The sequence below is a fragment of the Roseburia sp. 1XD42-34 genome, from assembly GCF_009917385.1.
Taxonomy (GTDB): Bacteria; Bacillota; Bacilli; order Bacillales; family Amphibacillaceae; genus Virgibacillus.
This window is the reverse complement of sequence record NZ_QWLJ01000041.1, coordinates 27,702-45,157: the sequence shown is the minus strand read 5'-3', so window position 1 is coordinate 45,157 and position 17,456 is coordinate 27,702. Positions and strand designations below refer to the sequence as shown.

14 protein-coding genes are annotated in these 17,456 nt (G+C 37.4%); 2 read left to right on the top strand and 12 right to left on the bottom strand.

What is annotated here, in order from left to right; all coding sequences use genetic code 11:
* Nucleotides 1-1,028 precede the first annotated feature (1,028 nt).
* From D1839_RS20920 to fdhA, 5 genes are all read right to left on the bottom strand, one after another.
* Nucleotides 1,029-1,376, bottom strand: coding sequence for a CPBP family intramembrane glutamic endopeptidase (locus D1839_RS20920; protein WP_286164844.1), 348 nt, complete (start codon nucleotides 1,374-1,376; stop codon nucleotides 1,029-1,031).
* A 635-nt stretch (nucleotides 1,377-2,011) separates the two neighbouring features.
* Nucleotides 2,012-2,362 (bottom strand): DUF2200 domain-containing protein, encoded by a 351-nt coding sequence (locus tag D1839_RS16905; RefSeq protein WP_120380976.1) that lies wholly within the window; start codon nucleotides 2,360-2,362, stop codon nucleotides 2,012-2,014.
* Between the two features lie 427 nt (nucleotides 2,363-2,789).
* Nucleotides 2,790-3,026 carry a DUF4349 domain-containing protein gene (locus D1839_RS16900; RefSeq protein WP_120380977.1) on the bottom strand — a complete coding sequence of 79 codons (237 nt, stop codon included), beginning with the start codon at nucleotides 3,024-3,026 and terminating at the stop codon, nucleotides 2,790-2,792.
* A gap of 38 nt (nucleotides 3,027-3,064) precedes the next feature.
* Nucleotides 3,065-3,418, bottom strand: a complete 354-nt coding sequence (locus D1839_RS16895; RefSeq protein WP_158589689.1) for a DUF4349 domain-containing protein — start codon at nucleotides 3,416-3,418, stop codon at nucleotides 3,065-3,067.
* Nucleotides 3,419-3,753: 335 nt separating this feature from the next.
* Nucleotides 3,754-4,971, bottom strand: coding sequence for a formaldehyde dehydrogenase, glutathione-independent (gene fdhA / locus D1839_RS16890; protein ID WP_120381008.1), 1,218 nt, complete (start codon nucleotides 4,969-4,971; stop codon nucleotides 3,754-3,756).
* Nucleotides 4,972-5,332: 361 nt separating this feature from the next.
* Between fdhA and D1839_RS16885 the strand changes: the two genes are divergently transcribed.
* On the top strand, nucleotides 5,333-6,970 hold the full coding sequence (locus D1839_RS16885; protein WP_199690333.1) for a M4 family metallopeptidase: 1,638 nt from the start codon (nucleotides 5,333-5,335) through the stop codon (nucleotides 6,968-6,970).
* Nucleotides 6,971-7,276: 306 nt separating this feature from the next.
* Here D1839_RS16885 and D1839_RS16880 read toward each other — a convergent pair whose 3' ends face one another.
* From D1839_RS16880 to D1839_RS16860, 5 genes are all read right to left on the bottom strand, one after another.
* Nucleotides 7,277-9,067 carry a S9 family peptidase gene (locus tag D1839_RS16880; protein ID WP_120380979.1) on the bottom strand — a complete coding sequence of 597 codons (1,791 nt, stop codon included), beginning with the start codon at nucleotides 9,065-9,067 and terminating at the stop codon, nucleotides 7,277-7,279.
* A gap of 249 nt (nucleotides 9,068-9,316) precedes the next feature.
* Nucleotides 9,317-10,564: a dihydrolipoamide acetyltransferase family protein gene (locus D1839_RS16875; protein ID WP_120380980.1), complete on the bottom strand. Its 1,248-nt coding sequence runs from the start codon at nucleotides 10,562-10,564 to the stop codon at nucleotides 9,317-9,319.
* Between the two features lie 15 nt (nucleotides 10,565-10,579).
* The gene (locus D1839_RS16870) at nucleotides 10,580-11,611 is read right to left on the bottom strand and encodes an alpha-ketoacid dehydrogenase subunit beta (RefSeq protein WP_120381010.1); all 1,032 of its coding nucleotides are present in this window, start codon (nucleotides 11,609-11,611) and stop codon (nucleotides 10,580-10,582) included.
* 19 nt (nucleotides 11,612-11,630) lie between these two features.
* Nucleotides 11,631-12,596 (bottom strand): thiamine pyrophosphate-dependent dehydrogenase E1 component subunit alpha, encoded by a 966-nt coding sequence (locus D1839_RS16865; protein WP_120380981.1) that lies wholly within the window; start codon nucleotides 12,594-12,596, stop codon nucleotides 11,631-11,633.
* 239 nt (nucleotides 12,597-12,835) lie between these two features.
* The gene (locus tag D1839_RS16860; protein WP_158589690.1) at nucleotides 12,836-14,638 is read right to left on the bottom strand and encodes a sigma-54-dependent Fis family transcriptional regulator; all 1,803 of its coding nucleotides are present in this window, start codon (nucleotides 14,636-14,638) and stop codon (nucleotides 12,836-12,838) included.
* A gap of 952 nt (nucleotides 14,639-15,590) precedes the next feature.
* Between D1839_RS16860 and D1839_RS16855 the strand changes: the two genes are divergently transcribed.
* Entirely contained in the window at nucleotides 15,591-16,067 is a 477-nt protein-coding gene (locus D1839_RS16855; protein WP_120380983.1) for a hypothetical protein, read from the top strand.
* Between the two features lie 52 nt (nucleotides 16,068-16,119).
* Here D1839_RS16855 and D1839_RS16850 read toward each other — a convergent pair whose 3' ends face one another.
* Together D1839_RS16850 and D1839_RS16845 are read right to left on the bottom strand one after the other, a co-directional pair.
* Nucleotides 16,120-16,341, bottom strand: coding sequence for a hypothetical protein (locus D1839_RS16850; RefSeq protein WP_120380984.1), 222 nt, complete (start codon nucleotides 16,339-16,341; stop codon nucleotides 16,120-16,122).
* Nucleotides 16,342-16,615: 274 nt separating this feature from the next.
* Entirely contained in the window at nucleotides 16,616-17,431 is an 816-nt protein-coding gene (locus D1839_RS16845) for an SRPBCC domain-containing protein (protein WP_120380985.1), read from the bottom strand.
* Nucleotides 17,432-17,456: the final 25 nt, after the last annotated feature.

The following is a 17,456-nucleotide window of genomic DNA, read 5'->3' as shown; positions in this document are numbered from 1 at the left end:
AAAAGCCTGAAAGCCCGTCTTTACATGCAATTAAAATATCTTCTACACCTCTATTTTTAAGATCTGTGCATACGCCCTGTGTAAATGGACGTAAAGCCTGTATATTTTATCTTGTATGTAAGAATCTCACTTCACAAATTTATCAGTAACCGTTTTAAACTAAATAGGTACCTATAATCTATAGTCTTTAGGTCGGAATAATAACTAGCGGAACACATAGACACAAGATTCAATCATTAACAAGCATACCGCTTTTATTGTTTGGATCAAAGTGAAGCTCAACGTAGTCACCGTGTGAGTAAGAAAGTATGTCCTATTGATAAACAAGAACAAAGGCGCAGGCGCCCGTTTAGCAACAAAGCGACTGGAGCGAATCAACTAAAGTTTTAGGGAATCATGCTCCTGCAACAGGAGTATACCGACGCCTGAGCGACAAGCCCGTTTTAAGTCGGCCTTCCTCTTAACCTCGAACCGATGATGACTTATCGTAGGGCGATTCGTGAAGTTGCCTAGTTGCTGGGCTCATGCGCCGGACGTGGCTATTCCGTTATATCGGTATCCAAAAGCCAAAATTTTTATACTCTCTTATCTTCTAAAAATACAAGCCAGCGCGTAAGATTATATATACACTTGCTTTTGTTGAAGACAACAAAAAACTGCAGTACACACGAATACTACAGTTCATACTAAGATTATTACTTTTTTTATGGTAAGCAAAGTTTGCTGCAAATATCATTAACCCTCATGTTTTATATTACGGTTAGAAAAAAATTGGCTTATAGTCGTTTCTTAATTTGTGAAACGTTATATATTTAGTCATAAAAAGTTTAGTTTCTTAAATTTTTCTAACGACCGTACCCGATTACAGAAACAAATCCTTTTTGGCTGGACTTTTTTTATTTAAGATGAACAAGTATGTAATCAGGATTAAATGAACGACTAAAACTATAATACTACCCTCCATTTTATAAATGCCACCTGATATTAATAGATTACCGTGGAACGTACTGGTGAAGAGATTTGGATAATCACTTGCCAATGAAACGCCACCGAGGATAATCGCTCCTATTACATTCCAAATGAAATGAGCAATGATTGGGAGCAACTATAGTACCTGTATATTCTAACAGCAATGTTACAAATATACTCATTGAAACAACATTCAGTACGGGGATAATACCTGCTTCAAATGCGCCACCGTGCATCGCGGTAAATAATATCGTAGTGGCAGCTGTGGCGACGATTATATTATATTTCCCCTTCCATAATTGGTATAAATATCCTCTTACCAATAATTCTTGCATTCCAGCATTCAAGAAGGCAGCAGCAATCCAAATCCATAAGTAATCAATGCTGTTTTGTCCTTGTATATTCATTGTTTTTGTAAACAGAAGAACAGCTACTACACTACCTAACCATAAGAAACACCTATTAGAAAATTTTTAAAGAACCGTGATGTTACAGGGATGTTTATTTTTCCCCTTTCTATTATCAAAACAAAAAAGACCGATAATAAAATCACTACAATAAGCGGAGTAAATTCCCACCATAGCCGTAATAACGCTGGCTTTTTCGTTGATATATGCGGTGTAAAAGAAATTAAAATTGCCCAGCTCATAAAAAAAATAATTGTTTTTAAAATAGTGCTTATGAACCTTTTCACTATTGATTCCTCTCTCTATCTACCTGTTGTAAACTGTTCAACAAAATGGACCAACCCTATGGCAAAAGCGAACACATTTCTTTGAATATCTATAAAACACATAAATCTGTAACGTTCACTGTTATAGTCTCAAGTTTCATCTTATCTCTAATAGTTAATTTTCTACTTTGTTCAACGTTTAACGAGCCTCAACTGATTTTCTGCCTGAATTAATGAAATAGAATGAAGCGCAATACCCTCTTTCACCTATACAACCACATCACTTATGTCGCCTACGTATCCACTTACAAAAAGCATTGATTGATTTATTTATATTTTATACAAAGAATCAGGCTTCTTCGTTTACCATTATTTGCGCAAAATATTTTCCATCGATTTTCCCTTTGCTAATTCATCGATAAGTTTATCCAAATAGCGTATTTCCTGCATCGTTGGCTCTTGGATATCTTCCACTCGGACTCCACAAATTACACCTTTGATTAGATTCCGTGAAGGATTCATTTGAGGAGCTTCCGCAAAGAAGGTCTCAAAGTCTGTTAGTTTTTCCAGTTGCGCTTCTAACTCTTCTTGGCTGTACCCTGTTAACCAACGAATAATTTCATCGACTTCCGTTTTCGTACGTCCTTTTTTCTCCGCCTTGGTAACATAATGGGGATAGACACTTGCAACACTCATTGTATAGATCTTATGTTTTGTCATAATCCAACTCCTTGTTTTAATGGCTTTCTTTATTTTATCATAAAAATAGTTGTCCAACACTAGCTCCGCGCTTGCCAACCCAAGTATTGAATTTTATGACTTGTTTAACGGAATTGTAATTAAACAATAATTTTTTGAATTTAAATATCGTGTTATCCCGCTCTTCTTTTTCTGAATATTTTATAGTCCGATATGTTAATGCAATTGTAACAACACCATGTCGTTAACACTTATTTACTGCATCCTACTCACTTCCTGCGATTTCGCTTTATCCATTTTTTTATAATCACCCCCCCTAGCGTAATTAGTCCACCAAACCAGAGAATAATTGGGACATTTCCTGCTATAAAAACAAATATAGCTGAAACCATTTTCAAAAGAAAGTTTGTACTTTTAACGAATTATTGTGTCGTTGCTTCCCAAGTATTTAAATCTTTATTTTTAAGGATACATCATTTTCTCGTACTTCAATATGAACCGTTGCTAGATCAGCTTTATTTTGCAAGTAATTCATTCGTCCCGTAATCTGCTCTATTTCCTCCTGCACTTTAGCAAGGTCTGCTGAAATATTTAATAAATCCTCCGTTTTTGCAGCTTGTTCTATAAAAGCTAGCAATCTTTTTTCTACCACTTTTTTTGAATGGAGCCAAGACTCTAAGTCCACGTATTCTTCTGTTACATCCTGGCCTGATACATTTCTTTTTAATAATTTGCCATCACCCGCTCGACTTTATCCATAAAAACATGAAATTGCTCTTGTGGAATTCTTGCAGTTAAAGAACCTGTTCGCTTTTCTTCCTCTGAATCGTTATCTCTCGTAGACTCCACAATATAGCCGTTATGATTAGTAATCAACTTTTCCAGGTCTGCCATTTTCATTTCATATTCTGTTACCTTTATCCTAATATCTGCAGTATAAATCACCTTTCGATCAGCAACGTTATATGTGTCCGTTTTAGGCACTTCATTTTCTTTACATTTTGTGGGTTGTTCTTCTTCACTCTCTACTTCATCCCTTCCTGTACTACCTTCACCATCTCCAACTTGCATTTCCATTGTTGCTTGTTCATTTTGAGTTTTGGATGTATCCCTATTGTCTGAACGTTCGAAACAACTAGCGACTACGGTTAAGAACAAAGGCTCAGAGCGCCCGTTTAGCAACGTAGCGAGTGGAACGAAGCAACTGAGGTAAAGGAATCATGGTGAGGCACGAACCAATGATGACTTATCATAGAGCGATTCGTGAAGTCGTCTAGTTGCTGGGCTCATGCGTCGGACGTATATATTCGGTTATTTCGTTATCCCAAAACACATCATTTTATGCTTTCTTATCTTTTTTTTAAAAAAGTGCATCGTTACTGTACTTCTAACAGGAATACGCGCAATTCATTCTATGCTTTTACCATTCCATGCGGGTCAATGACAAATTTCTTAGAAGCACCCCCATCAAATGCCTCGTATCCTGCTGGTGCTTCATCCAGTGATATTAATGTAGCATTTACCGCTTTTGCAATCTGTGCCTTGTCACTTAAAATCGCCCTCATTAAATCACGATGATACTTCATCACAGGGGTTTGCCCCGTCACAAACGTATGGGCTTTTGCAAATCCAAGACCAAAGCGAATTTTCAACGTACCCTCTTTGGCATCCTGATCAATCCCCCCCGGGTCCCCCGTAACATATAATCCTGGAATACCCAATTTTCCTCCAGCACGAGTAATATCCATAATCGTATTCAATACAGTCGCTGGAGCTTCACTTGCTCCTTCACCGTGACCACTTGCTTCAAATCCAACTGCATCAATGGCGCAATCCACCTCTGGGATACCAATGATTTGCTCCATTTGCTCACCGATATTTATATGATCGCGAAGATTAATCGTTTCACACCCAAAACTGCGAGCTTGTGCTAATCTTTCCTCAATCAGATCGCCAACAATTACAACAGAAGCTCCAAGTAATTGCGCTGAATGAGCAGCAGCTAAACCTACCGGACCTGCACCTGCAACATAAACTGTCGATCCTGTCTTTACTCCAGCACTTATTGCACCATGATATCCAGTAGGGAAAATATCAGATAACATTGTTAAATCAAGGATCTTCTCCATCGCTTGATCTTTATCAGGAAATTTTAATAGTTGAAAATCAGCATATGGAATCATTACATATTCCGACTGACCACCAACCCAACCACCCATGTCCACATAACCATAGGCAGATCCTGGTCTATCTGGATTTACATTCTCACAAATATGAGTGTCTTGTTGTTTACAATTTCTACAACGCCCACAGGCAATGTTAAAGGGTACAGATACCAAGTCTCCTTTATGGATAAATTCCACATCGCGCCCTACTTCAACAACTTCCCCAGTTATTTCATGTCCAAGCACCAAACCGCTTGGAGCCGTCGTTCTTCCACGGACCATATGCTGATCACTACCACAAATATTTGTCGTTACCACTTTAACAACCGCGCCATGATGACATTTTCGCCCTACATTTAGTGGATTTACTCCCGGCCCATCCTGCAATACTAGATCTGGATAACGGATATCTTGCACCTCGACCTTTCCAGCACCTACATAAACGACACCTCTGTTTTCAACCACTAAAACACTCCCTTTTTGCTCCAGATTTTGATGTTTTGCAAGCATTGTTAATCTAGTTCCATTATACTTCTTAAGAATTAATATTTCTATAATTCTATAAATTTAAACAAAACTTTTTTATTACAATAAAAATTAAATTTATCTCAAATCCGGTATTTTTTTCCTAATTATCGCTAAATACTCTCTACTTCCATCTCCATTTTATAGATGAGCACAAGTCATTTTTCTATTATTTTATAGTTCTATTGATATAAAAAAAATGCAAAAATAAGTCGAATAGTATATTGCATATCATCCAAATCTACGATACTATTAACTTCAAATTAATACCAATAATTACCACAAAAAAGGAGAGAGACATGTGCAAAAAAATTGGCTAAAAAAAGTTGGCGTTGCTTCGATGACGACAGTTCTAGTCCTTAGTAGTAGTCAAATGGTAAATGCTACAGAGAATGAAAAATGGAAGCTTAAAGAAAATGTTGAAACGTTGTGGGAAGAAAATAAACAAGAAGAGGTACCTTCCTTTATTAATGGAAAACTATCCGATCAAAATATCACGAGTGAAAAGGATGTAGCCACGTTTTTTGAAGCTAATCAAGCTGTTTTTAAATTAAACCCTAAAACAGAGCTCAAATTTTTGGCAGCGGATGTTGACGAAGTTGGAATGACACATTATAAGTACCAACCTAAAATTCAAAATATTCCTATAGAAGATTCCAAAGTAGTCGTACACGTTAATCAACATAATAAAATAGCTGCAATAAATGGTGAATTTCATCCGAATGCTCCTGCTAAATTAAGAGAAAAGCGCGTATTAACAAAAAAAGAAGCTCTTCATAAAGCTTGGAAACATATTGACGTAAAACGTAGCGAAGCAGACCAACAAATACAGTCCTTAACTGGAGAAGTTTTTAACTCCCTTGAAGAAAACGCCAAGCTAGTAGTTTTTCAAAATAACGAGAATTACACATTAGCCTATCGAGTTGAACTCCAATTTGCACAACCTTCTCCAGCAAACTGGAAAATCTGGGTGAACGCAGAAAATGGTGAAATTCTTAAAGCCACTAATCAAGTAAAGGAGGCAGCAAAGACTGGAACTGGAATAGGTACACTAGGTGATACAAAAGATTTAAATACGTTCTTACACCAAAATAGCTACTACCTATATGATACGACAAAAGAAATGAATGGAGTAATTGAAACATTCGATAATCAAGGCGGTAGTCAATATCAGCTGCCAGGCATTTATGTGACAGATAGTGATAATCAGTTTACGAGTGAATCGCAAAAAGCTGCTGTTGATGCTCATTATTATGCTAGCGAAGTATTTGATTATTATTATGATACCTTTGATCGTGTAAGTTATGATAATAATGGAGCTTCCATCCGCTCCTCTGTTAATTTTGGAAATGATTATAATAACGCAGCTTGGGTCGGTAACCAAATGATCTATGGTAACGGGGATGGTGATACATTCACTTATCTATCAGGTGCAAAAGACGTTGTTGCTCACGAATTAACACATGCTGTGATTCAGGAAACAGCCGATCTCGTATATGAAAATCAACCTGGTGCTTTAAATGAGTCTTTTGCAGATGTTTTCGGCTATTTCGTTGATACAGAGGATTGGCTACTAGGCGAGGATGTATTTACTCCCGGTAAAGAAGGAGACGCACTTCGTAGCTTAGCGGACCCTACTGCTTACAATCAGCCGGATCATATGGATGATTACCAAAATCTACCGAATACAAACGAAGGTGATTGGGGTGGTGTTCATATTAATAGTGGGATTGCTAACAAAGCAGCCTACCATACGATTCAAGCAATCGGCGCAGATAAAGCCGAGCAAATCTACTACCGAGCGTTAACTGTATATTTAACACCCAACAGTAGTTTCCTAGACGCACGTCAAGCTCTCATTCAATCAGCAAACGATTTATACAATGCAGAAACTGCAGACGCAATTGCTGAAGCATGGGAACAAGTTGGTGTTCAATAGCAATAAATAAATAAATAAATAATTCATTGTGGATAAGTGAGTATCCAGGAGCATGAGGAGCCGTTAACTCCTACTTTGGCTAGTTTTTACACCCCTAAACTGGGAGTGTCTCTAGCACATCCTGTAAAGGAAATTATGCTACTTGTTGGGTGAGCAGGTAATTTGTAGTTACCACCAGTGGGGGATTATTACTTATCCCCCACTTATCAAGAACGAATCTGTCTGTTTGGTTAAACCTAGGAGGTAAAAGCCAAGTTGTTATCTAAGTAAATATCGCACTTCTATTTTCATAAGTAAATTCACCACTTACTTTTTAACTAGATGTGTTTGCATAAACGTTATGATCGATTCATTCATAGTAACGTGGTTGGTCATTTTTTCAGTTTGATGTCCTTCATCTTCAAAAATGAGCAATTCTACATTTTTTCCTTGCTTCTTCAAATCGCTTGCCAATTGTTCCGCTTCCGAAACTGGTACACGCGTATCATTTCGTCCATGAAAAATAAGCAATGGTGCTTGTATATTTGCTGTATGACGAAGTGGTGCAATTTCCTCAAAAAAACCGACATCCTTTTTTAAAGAGCCATATTCATACTCTCTTAATTTGCGTCGCCACGGACCCGTGTTTTCTAAAAATGTTTTGAAGTGAGATATACCGACAATGTCCACTGCTGCTGCCCACAAATTAGGATAGTGGGTAATCGCAGCTAAAACCATAAAACCTCCATAACTTCGCCCCATAATCCCTATTTGTTCACGATTGACACCTCTATTTATAACAAGGTCTTCTACTAACCACTTGAGATCTGCAACTGCATTCATCCGTTTTCTTTGATCATCCAATTTTGAATACGTTCTTCCATATCCCATACTGCCTCGTACATTCGGGACTGCTACCGCAAAACCATTTGCTGCTAAATATTGGATGACTGGATGAAACTCATCGCGAATTTGGTATTCCGGTCCTCCATGAACATAAATCACTGCTGGTTGTGATTGCTTTACATCTCCGTAAAAGAAGTAAGGAACATTTAACCCATCAAAGGAGGGATAAGTAAATAAATTCGGTTCTATCAAATAGCTAGTGATCTCCGAATGACCAATATACGTTAATCTGGTGCAACTCCCCGTTTCTACATGTAGCTGCCAAATATCACCAGGTAACAATGCGCTTTTTATATGCAAAATTAATTCTTGATCGTTCACCCAATACACCGAGTTATACACACCTGTCGGTAACGTCTCTATATAGTCATAAGTGTTATTATCCAAATGATATACTCCGAGCTTCGATCTTCCACCTATATTTACGGTAAAAGCTAGTTGCTTTTGATTTGGTGATAACCTAAGTTCTTCTATATCCCAATTAGCATCAGATAATACTTCTGTTAAAATAGCTGGTTGATGTAAGGAAAATTGATAAATAGCTAGCGTATCTCGTTGAATGTCGGTGAGAACAAACCCTTCTTTTCCATTAGCAGTTAACTCTACCTCTTTAAACCTAGCTAAAGAACCATCTCCTAGTCTAACAATGTTGCCAGTTGCTAGATCCAAAAAAAATAACCTATCTTCAATGTTGGTTTCTGGTATCCGAATAAGCAATTGACTTCCATCCTTTGTCCAGCAAATAGCTTTACAATTTCCATCCGATTCAAAAACAACGGTCTGTTTCTTAGTCGTTAGGTCTAATACGAAAATATCAAAAGTACCGGGGGACCGTCTATTGCTAGAAAATGCAATTTGCTTTCCATCAGGTGACCAACCCCCAAAATAGTGAAAATGCTGTTTAGAAACTACTAATGCCTGAATATTCCGCCAACCACTGCTGTCCATAAGATAAAATTGTTGCTTCTCATTGCCATCCTCATCCATCCCTATGATGGTTTGCTGTCCTGTCGGAGAGTGGAAGACAGAAAGGACTCGATCAGGCAAATAGGTAAATTGCTCCAACTGAGTGGTTACTAAATTCATTTTCCATACTTGCGGTAATCCCGTTTTTTTTGTTAAAAACGTTATCTTATCTTGTTGACCGGGAATAACCATTGGTTCATAAGCGTGTTGTAATTGCAAGTATTCTTTAAGTAAAGATTGCTCCATTTATAAAAGCCCCCTTTTAATCTATTCTAAGTCATTTTCCCCTCTAACAATTTATGAATTAAAACTATTCTATCATTTATTTATACATTCGTCTTTTGTTGATAAGTAATAATATAAAAACCACTCTTTTCATTAAGAATTTGGTTTTGAAAAGAGTGGTAACCATATTTTTCTAAAAGAGAGGAAATAACCGGCCTATTCCTTTGGTTTATTTCTCTATTATAGAGGGCTATGCTACACTTTTAAACTCTATAGTAATAACAAATATGGCTTTGCTAGGTAATGAGCAATCGTATTTAAGAAAGCTGCTGCTGGTGATCCATCTAAGACTCGATGATCAAAGGTTAAACTTAATGGTAATGATATCTTATGCTTGACAGCTTCATTTTCACCTAACGTAAATTCTTTAATAAATGAACCTACGCCTAAAATACCACTTTCTGGCGGATTAAGAATGGGTGTAAAATATTCGACCCCTAGCGCTCCCAAATTGGAAATCGTAAATGTAGCTCCATTTAACTCCGCATTCTTACCCTCTCTAGCTGATTCTGTTACTTGTTTAATTTGCTCTGCTAAACTGCCAAGTGGTAATCTTTCTGTATGTTTTACAACAGGGACGACCAAACCATTTTCTAACGATGTTGCAATACCTAAGTGTACTACATCATATTGATGGAGTTGTTCATCTATTAAATGCGTATTTACTTCTGGATGTTGTTGTAAGCTTAATGTCACTGCTCTTGCCAGAAAAACAGTTAATGTTAGTTTGATATCTAAATTATTTTCTGCTGCTTCTGCCCGCATTTTCTTTTGAAAGACAAGTAGATCTGTTATATCCACTTTTCGGTGCAAAGTTAATTGTGCTGTTGTTGCAAGGCTGTACTGCATATTTGTAGCAATTGATTTTCTCATTGGCGACAAGCCAGATACATGAGCTGCTTTTTTTTGAGCAGTTTGGTTTTCTACCGTTTGTTCTTCTATTATTGTAGCCGCTGCTTGTTGCTTTGCTGCCTGTTCAATATCTCTTCGGGTGATTCTTCCCTTTGGACCAGTACCGGTTACGTTTGAAATATCTATCGCTAATGCTTTTGCCTTTTTCCGAGCAGCTGGTGAAATACGTCTTTTTCGTTGTGGACCATCCACTTTCTGATTAGCTTGATCATTTAGTTCACTTCGTTGGATCGTCTCTTGGTGTACCTCTGGTTCTTGTTCCGTTTTTGTTTCTTCAGCGGTCGATACACCTTCTCCCACCTCTTCTCCATCTTGACCGAGAATACCAATTGGCTCACCAACTGCCGCTTCTTCGGTTACATCTTTTATAATTTTTAATAACACGCCATCAGCTGTTGCCTCTACTTCACTCGTCAGCTTATCAGAACTGATGGTAACAATTCCCTCTCCCTCTTTTACTGTATCACCAGGCTGCTTGAGCCATTCTTCCACCGTTCCTTCTGTCATCGTCATGCCGAGTTTCGGCATTACAATCGATGTAGCCATATAATCCCCTCCTATTTATCTAGATAAGGTTAATTCTCCAATCATATCTTTCGCTGTTTGCACAACTGTTTCCGCTCTTGGGATATATAATTGCTCTAAATTAGTTGCAAATGGCGTAGGCGCATGCGGAGCCGTTACCATCTTAATTGGGGCATCTAATGAATCAAATCCCTTATCCACAACCAGCGCAGAAATATCTGTTGCCGCATTACAACGCGGATTCGCTTCATCAATAATCAGCAAACGACCCGTTTTTTCAACAGACTGTAAAATGGTGTCCTCATCAAGTGGAGATAAGGATCTTGGATCAATAATTTCAGATTCTACTCCTTGCTTTGCTAGCTGATTTGCAGCGTCTTCGGCAACATGCACCATTTTTCCAATCGCAACGATGGTTAAATCATCTCCCTTACGTTTTATTTCTGCTTGACCAAGAGGAATTGTGTAATAACCTTCTGGAACTTCGCCTTTCATGCTGTATAATGTTTTATCTTCAAAAAAGGCAACGATATCATTGTCTTCAATTGCTGTTAATAATAACCCTTTCGCATCGTATGGATTAGACGGAACAACTACCTTTAATCCTGGTATTGCTGTTAACATGCCATACAGAGATTGCGAGTGCTGAGCGGCTGCTCCAGCCCCTGCACCATGGCTCGTACGTATGGTCAAAGGAACTTCCGCTTTCCCACCAAACATATAACGAATTTTTGCTCCTTGGTTCATAATTTCATCCATCGCGCTGCCGATAAAATCGTTAAACATTAACTCTGATATCGGTCTTAATCCAGTGACCGCGGCGGCTACTGCCGCTCCCATGTAGCCAGCTTCGGCGATGGGCATATCCATAACACGTTTACGTCCATATTTATTACCTAAACCTTGTGTCACACCGAATACGCCACCCCAAGCTTCTTCGTCCTGCAAATGATCAACCGTGGCACCTCCAGCTACATCCTCTCCAATCAAAATAACTTTATTGTCTCGTTCCATCGCTATATCCATCGCTTCATTAATTGCTTTTGAAAATGTTAATTTTCTAGCCATTTTTCTCACCTCATTCATATTATTTGTAAGTAACATATACATTCTCAGTTAAAGCTTCCCCACGTGGCACTTTACTGTTATGTGCAAATTCAACCGCTTCTTTAACAGCTTTTATCGACGTTTTTTCAATTTCTTCCATATCTGCTTTATTTAACAGTTTATTCTCTAAAACATATGTCTTGAATTGTTCGATACAATCCACTTCAACTGGCCATTTTTCTCTATCGGTTTCCGATTTATACGATTGATTATCCCCTTCAAAATGACCATGTGTACGGTAGGTAATTGCTTCAATTAAGGTTGGACCTTCTCCATTTCTTGCCCGTTCTACTGCTTCTTGAGCAACTTGATACACCTTTGTAACGTCATTTCCATCTACACGAATGCCTGGAATATCATATGCCTTTGCTCGTTCAGCAATCGTTTTTGCTGAAGTGGCATATTCAAATGGTGTTGCTTCACCAAAACCGTTATTTTCCGCCACAAATATAACTGGTAATTTTAAAGCCGCTGCAATATTAATTCCCTCATGAAAAGTACCATGGTTATTCGCCCCATCTCCGAAGAAGCATACAGCCACACCGCCAGTTTCTAATATCTCTGCAGATAACCCTGCCCCAACCGCTAATGGAAACCCTCCACCAACGATTCCATTTGCTCCAAGCATGCCAACTTCCAAGTCTGCAATATGCATGGAACCGCCTTTTCCATTACATAAACCCGTTTCTTTCCCAAATATCTCAGCCATCATTCCATTTAAACTACAGCCTTTTGCAATACAATGCCCATGACCACGGTGAGTACTGGTAATATAATCATTACTTTTCAAATGGGCACAAACTCCCACAGCTATTGCTTCTTCCCCCGCGTATAAATGGACAAATCCTGGGATTTCCCCTGTTGCGAAAATTTTTTGTACTTGGTTTTCAAAATTACGAATATCATTCATCTTGGCATACATCCAACTGGCCATCTTCTTATCCATTTAAAATCCTCCTCCATGATTTTGTCCCTTCACTTAATACAAGCAAAATTCATGCCAACTTTTAAAGTGGATAAGATAAAGCGTTTTCATGAATAGCAATTAAAAATGAGACAACTTTTGCAAATTGTCTCGTTTTGTCGCAATTTTTATGAGGATTATTGTCAACGCCCTACTATCTATTTTTTGTTTGATTATCATTAATAACGAAAGCGTTAATAGACTAACAGCGCTGTCTTTTGCTATAATTGATACTTTTTAATCTTTCGATATAATGTGCTTCGCGACATGTTTAAATCAGTTGCTGCACTCGCCACATGATTATGATGTTTTTTTAAAGCTTGTTTAAGCTTTTCGACTTCTAACTGTTCTCGAAAACTTTTCGTTTCCATCTTATTGGTACCTCGATCTGGCAGTTCAGCTTGTTCCCATATTGAAATAATGCGGTACAACTCTTCTTCCTTAGGTGTATGATCTTGAAATAAGATACGGCAACGATCTAATGCATTAAATAATTCTCGAATATTCCCTGTCCAGCTTCCATTTTTAAAAATAGACGTCCACTTTTTAATCCAGCTTGGATGCCAGTTCTGTTTATTGCAATAGTGGTCAATTAAAAATGGAATATCTTCCTTTCGCTGCCGCAACGCCGGCACATAAATGGGAAAACCATAAATGCGATAGAATAAATCAGCTCGCATTTTTTCCTCTGCAACTAATTCTCTTATATCTACATTAGTTGCCGAAATAATTCGTACATCTATGGGAATCGGCTCATATCCTCCAATACGTGTCACTTGCTTTTGTTGTAAGACACGTAGCAGGGAAACTTGCATCGAATGAGGTATATCACCAATTTCATCAAGAAATAATGTACCGCCATTTGCTGCTTCCAGTTTCCCTTTTTGACCATTTCTATGAGCTCCAGTAAACGCACCAGGTTCATATCCAAACAATTCACTTTCCAATAGCTGTTCGGGAATGGCTCCGCAGTTAATAGAGACAAACGGTTGATCTGCTCGATCACTATTACGATGAATTGCTTCAGCAACTAATTCCTTGCCAGTACCTGTCTCGCCATAAATATGCACGGCAGCATCCGTTGAAGCAACTTTGTTAACGTCGTGTAATACTTTTTGGAACGCTGCACTTGTTCCTGTTACCCCGGCAAAATAAATAGGCTTTTTATCTGTTGCTTCCTCCACATAAACCTCGTATCCAATGGTACGTCCGTTTGCTCGAATTGCTTTTTTATTCTTGGATAAACTTAGTTCCAACTCTAGCTTGTCTAAAGGTTCGCCAACCATATGTCCATACTGGCTTTCTAAATATCTAGGCACTTTACAAATAAGAGAGTCCTTCGAACAAATAATTGCATCCCCTAGTGGCGGATATTGGAGGAGTAGCTCCATATCTTCATACACCGTTTTTCGCCACGCAAGGGCAACTGAATCAGCGATCATCTTTACTGTAGCTAATACATAATTAAAGTTTATTGGCTTATACGGACTCGATATATTAAGTATGCCAAGTAATTGATTATGGTGATCTACGATTGGAGCAGCAGCACAGTTCCACATTTGGGAAGCGATAGCGAAATGCCCATATCCTCTTACAGTAAACGGTTTTTTAAATCGGTGCGCTAAGCCAATCGCGTTTGTACCGACCTCCGTCTCTCCCCAATTTGCCCCCTGGACAAACAAAATATCGCAAGCTCTCGCTTCTACTGTCCGCTCTCCTTTATTTTGTAAAATATAGCCATCTTTATCAGTTAACGTAGTGACATACCGCCACCCTTTCAAGAAATAATGTAATTGGTCGCGTTGAGCATCTGCTAAAGAGATAAGCAATGTATTTTGCTTTAAACGATCTTGTAATTCATCTGCTTGTAAAATCGCTTTAGAAACGCCGTCAAACGGATCGACACCTTCTTGTTTACATCTTTTCCATGAATCAAGCAGTTCAGAGGATATATTTTCATCAACTAAACTTCCCTCGTTAATAAAACGCTTCCAATTCTCTTTAGTAACCACATCGGTAATCAAAAGCATCAGCCCCTATCAAGGATATATACCAAGTATTACTGGGAAACACATTTATCTTTTATTTGTCCTATAATCATAAGCGCGTTTAAGGCATCAGCTCAAGTTTTACAATTCATACGTGTTTATTGGCTCATACCTAAAGTCATATTCCATTTTAACCTTTGCAAGTTGTTCGGTTAAACCCTCAATTAGCATTTTTAATCGTCATCGAGAATAAAGGGCGTCTCCATCAAGTTAGGGGGCATTCAACCTACTAAATTACTAGTACTCTAATGGTATGACCTAAGACCTTTACGAATAATAGAGCAGTAGGTGCTGTTATCTCCCACTTAGACTTTTCCGCAGTACAGATTATCCAACTACTGAAGGGGGAGACTTACAGCACCTTATTTGCGGGATAAAATTTGTTTGCAAAAAATCGTTATTCCATTACAACTCTTTTTGTAAACTATAATAACATTCATTTGATACATCTGTTCATCATGTTATATAAAACCTAAAGAACTCCAGAAAGTGATTGCTTTAATTTAGTAGCGTGCACCGCTATCTGAATTTGACGTGCTCGTTTTGCTCTCATCCGGCTTTCATAAAGGGACCCTATTTTCTCCGCTATACTCCACTTATCCTTTCTAATTGGTGTAAACCAAAAAGCTGGAGGAATATCTTTAAAGATAGATCCTCATTGAATCACACCTTTTGATAGGTAATCGTCTGTTACTTACAGGTTGACATCAATTTGCACTACTCCCATGAAAATTTATGCTTTAAAAGCTAATTGCTGAATAATCTATCCATTCAACGCATATTTTCATTTGCATTGCCTATACTATGAGAAAGCAAAACAATTCATACATTCTTATGAGAAGCTATTTTTTTCTGGCGTACCTTTGAAATAAAGAAGAGTAAAAATCTCCTATACGATTTAATTTTCAAAAAAAGGAGCTTGAAGACCATGGACAAAGTTATTCATAATCTTGATTTACATTCGAAAGGAATTTGGTTTCCTATCACCATTAGCATTCTACTAGCGTTAACCATGTTTTTCGTTCCAAAAAAGCATATAACATGGAAAGAATTATATTCTACTTTTGGAATGATTGCATTTGTTACTTGGCTTAGCGATGCTTTGATTGCTAGAACATTAGACCTAATTGACCTTGGCGAACCAAAAACAGCAGGACTTGCAGAAATATTAGTGTATACATTTGTCCCTTCATCTCTTGCTATCCTTTTTATTAACAATTATACGTATAAAAATAAATGGTTGTTGGTATTAATCTTTACCATTATTGCTTCTGTTATGGAATGGATTATGGCACAGCTAGGTTACTTAAAATATAATGGCTGGAATCCACTTATTTCAATAGCAGTTTATATTATCGCTTTTGGATTTCTTATACCTGCACATATTAAATTGATTCGAACATAAAAAATTCTGTTAGCGAAAAATATTGCTTTCATAGCGAGGGCTTTATAAATTTTCACTGAATAAAATAGGAAATAACAGCAAAGACCAAAACAAAAATAATAGTTAGCAAAACAGAACTCCCCTGTAACACAAGAGATTGCGATAGACCATCACTTACATTCCAAGCTTCCGTTATATCTGGCTCGTATAAAAAGGTAACTATAACACCAGCTGAAATTTGCAACACCAAAAAACAAAATACAAAACTGGCTGAAAATAAAAGCAACCTTTTCATTTGCTTTAAACCTCTTTTCAATTACTTTTTTTCAACACACTAGTCCAATACTCTAACTACAATTCTATTTCTCGACTTTCCTTCATTTTAGCAAATTATCCAACGTATTGGAACCTTCCCTCCCTCGTTTTCGTACGTAAGAAAATAAAGTGAAGATATTGCTCATTTTCATCTAGCATTAGCCAGAAAAAGCGCTTACTGAAAACATAAAAAAACATCAAATTATTACTTCATCTCCAGAATTGGATTTAGGAAGCTCGTAAATTCCATTTTATTATTTTTCTGTTCGATTGTCCTCAGAGGATAAACGATAAGTAACCAATAAATCATCTTCAAGGTAATTGTTAAAAATTTGGTAGATTACACCATTCCTCCAGCCTATAAATAATTGCATTTTGACGATGCCCTGTCTAATTGCATCCTTATCAACGGAATCAACTATTCCTCTTCCTAATTGTTTATCAAACTCATTCTTGTAATCATCAGCAGCTCCCATATCATATCTCCAATTAGGTAAAGTGTTAATGGCGTCTACTCCCACTGCATCAGCTTCTCCAATCAGATCTATTACCTCAGACTCTGTCATTCCAATATTTAGGTTTTCTTTAATGAATTCATTGTCAAACCCAAATCTTTCGTACTCTATTTGATAAATATATTCTATAAAATTTTCAAACTGCTCATCAAAAATATGTTTAAAAGACCACTTAAGCATCTGTGTCACTAATTTGTACAACCAATTCGAAGGAACCAAAGAAACATTAACCATAAAATTTGTTCCTTCAGGAGTTTTTTCAAGGATATATTCTGTCTTACTAACACCTTCTTTTGTTTCAGTTTCGACTGTGACGTAGTTTGGCGGCTCATATTTTGTATATTTAGCTTGCAGTTCATATACTTTTTTTCCTATTTTTTGCCTAGTAATGAAAGCTATCCCTTCTTTTAAATCCTCTTCACTTCCATCATACATATTTTCAATTATTTGTGTACTCCACTTCAAAACATGTTCATCTTTATTTAAACACTCTGATACGAGTTCAATATCAGTATATATTTCTGATTCAAAACGGTAACAATGTATTTCTTTCATTTTTCACATTCTCCTATCCAGTTTT

What these genes read in the sequence shown, in the direction of transcription:
- D1839_RS20920 (WP_286164844.1), bottom strand. Translation starts at nt 1,376, where the DNA reads ATGAATATACAAGGACAAAACAGCATTGATTACTTATGGATTTGGATT.
- D1839_RS16905 (WP_120380976.1), bottom strand. Translation starts at nt 2,362, where the DNA reads ATGACAAAACATAAGATCTATACAATGAGTGTTGCAAGTGTCTATCCC.
- D1839_RS16895 (WP_158589689.1), bottom strand. Translation starts at nt 3,418, where the DNA reads ATGGAAATGCAAGTTGGAGATGGTGAAGGTAGTACAGGAAGGGATGAA.
- D1839_RS16880 (WP_120380979.1), bottom strand. Translation starts at nt 9,067, where the DNA reads ATGGAGCAATCTTTACTTAAAGAATACTTGCAATTACAACACGCTTAT.
- D1839_RS16875 (WP_120380980.1), bottom strand. Translation starts at nt 10,564, where the DNA reads ATGGCTACATCGATTGTAATGCCGAAACTCGGCATGACGATGACAGAA.
- D1839_RS16870 (WP_120381010.1), bottom strand. Translation starts at nt 11,611, where the DNA reads ATGGCTAGAAAATTAACATTTTCAAAAGCAATTAATGAAGCGATGGAT.
- D1839_RS16865 (WP_120380981.1), bottom strand. Translation starts at nt 12,596, where the DNA reads ATGGATAAGAAGATGGCCAGTTGGATGTATGCCAAGATGAATGATATT.
- D1839_RS16855 (WP_120380983.1), top strand. Translation starts at nt 15,591, where the DNA reads ATGGACAAAGTTATTCATAATCTTGATTTACATTCGAAAGGAATTTGG.
- D1839_RS16850 (WP_120380984.1), bottom strand. Translation starts at nt 16,341, where the DNA reads ATGAAAAGGTTGCTTTTATTTTCAGCCAGTTTTGTATTTTGTTTTTTG.
- D1839_RS16845 (WP_120380985.1), bottom strand. Translation starts at nt 17,431, where the DNA reads ATGAAAGAAATACATTGTTACCGTTTTGAATCAGAAATATATACTGAT.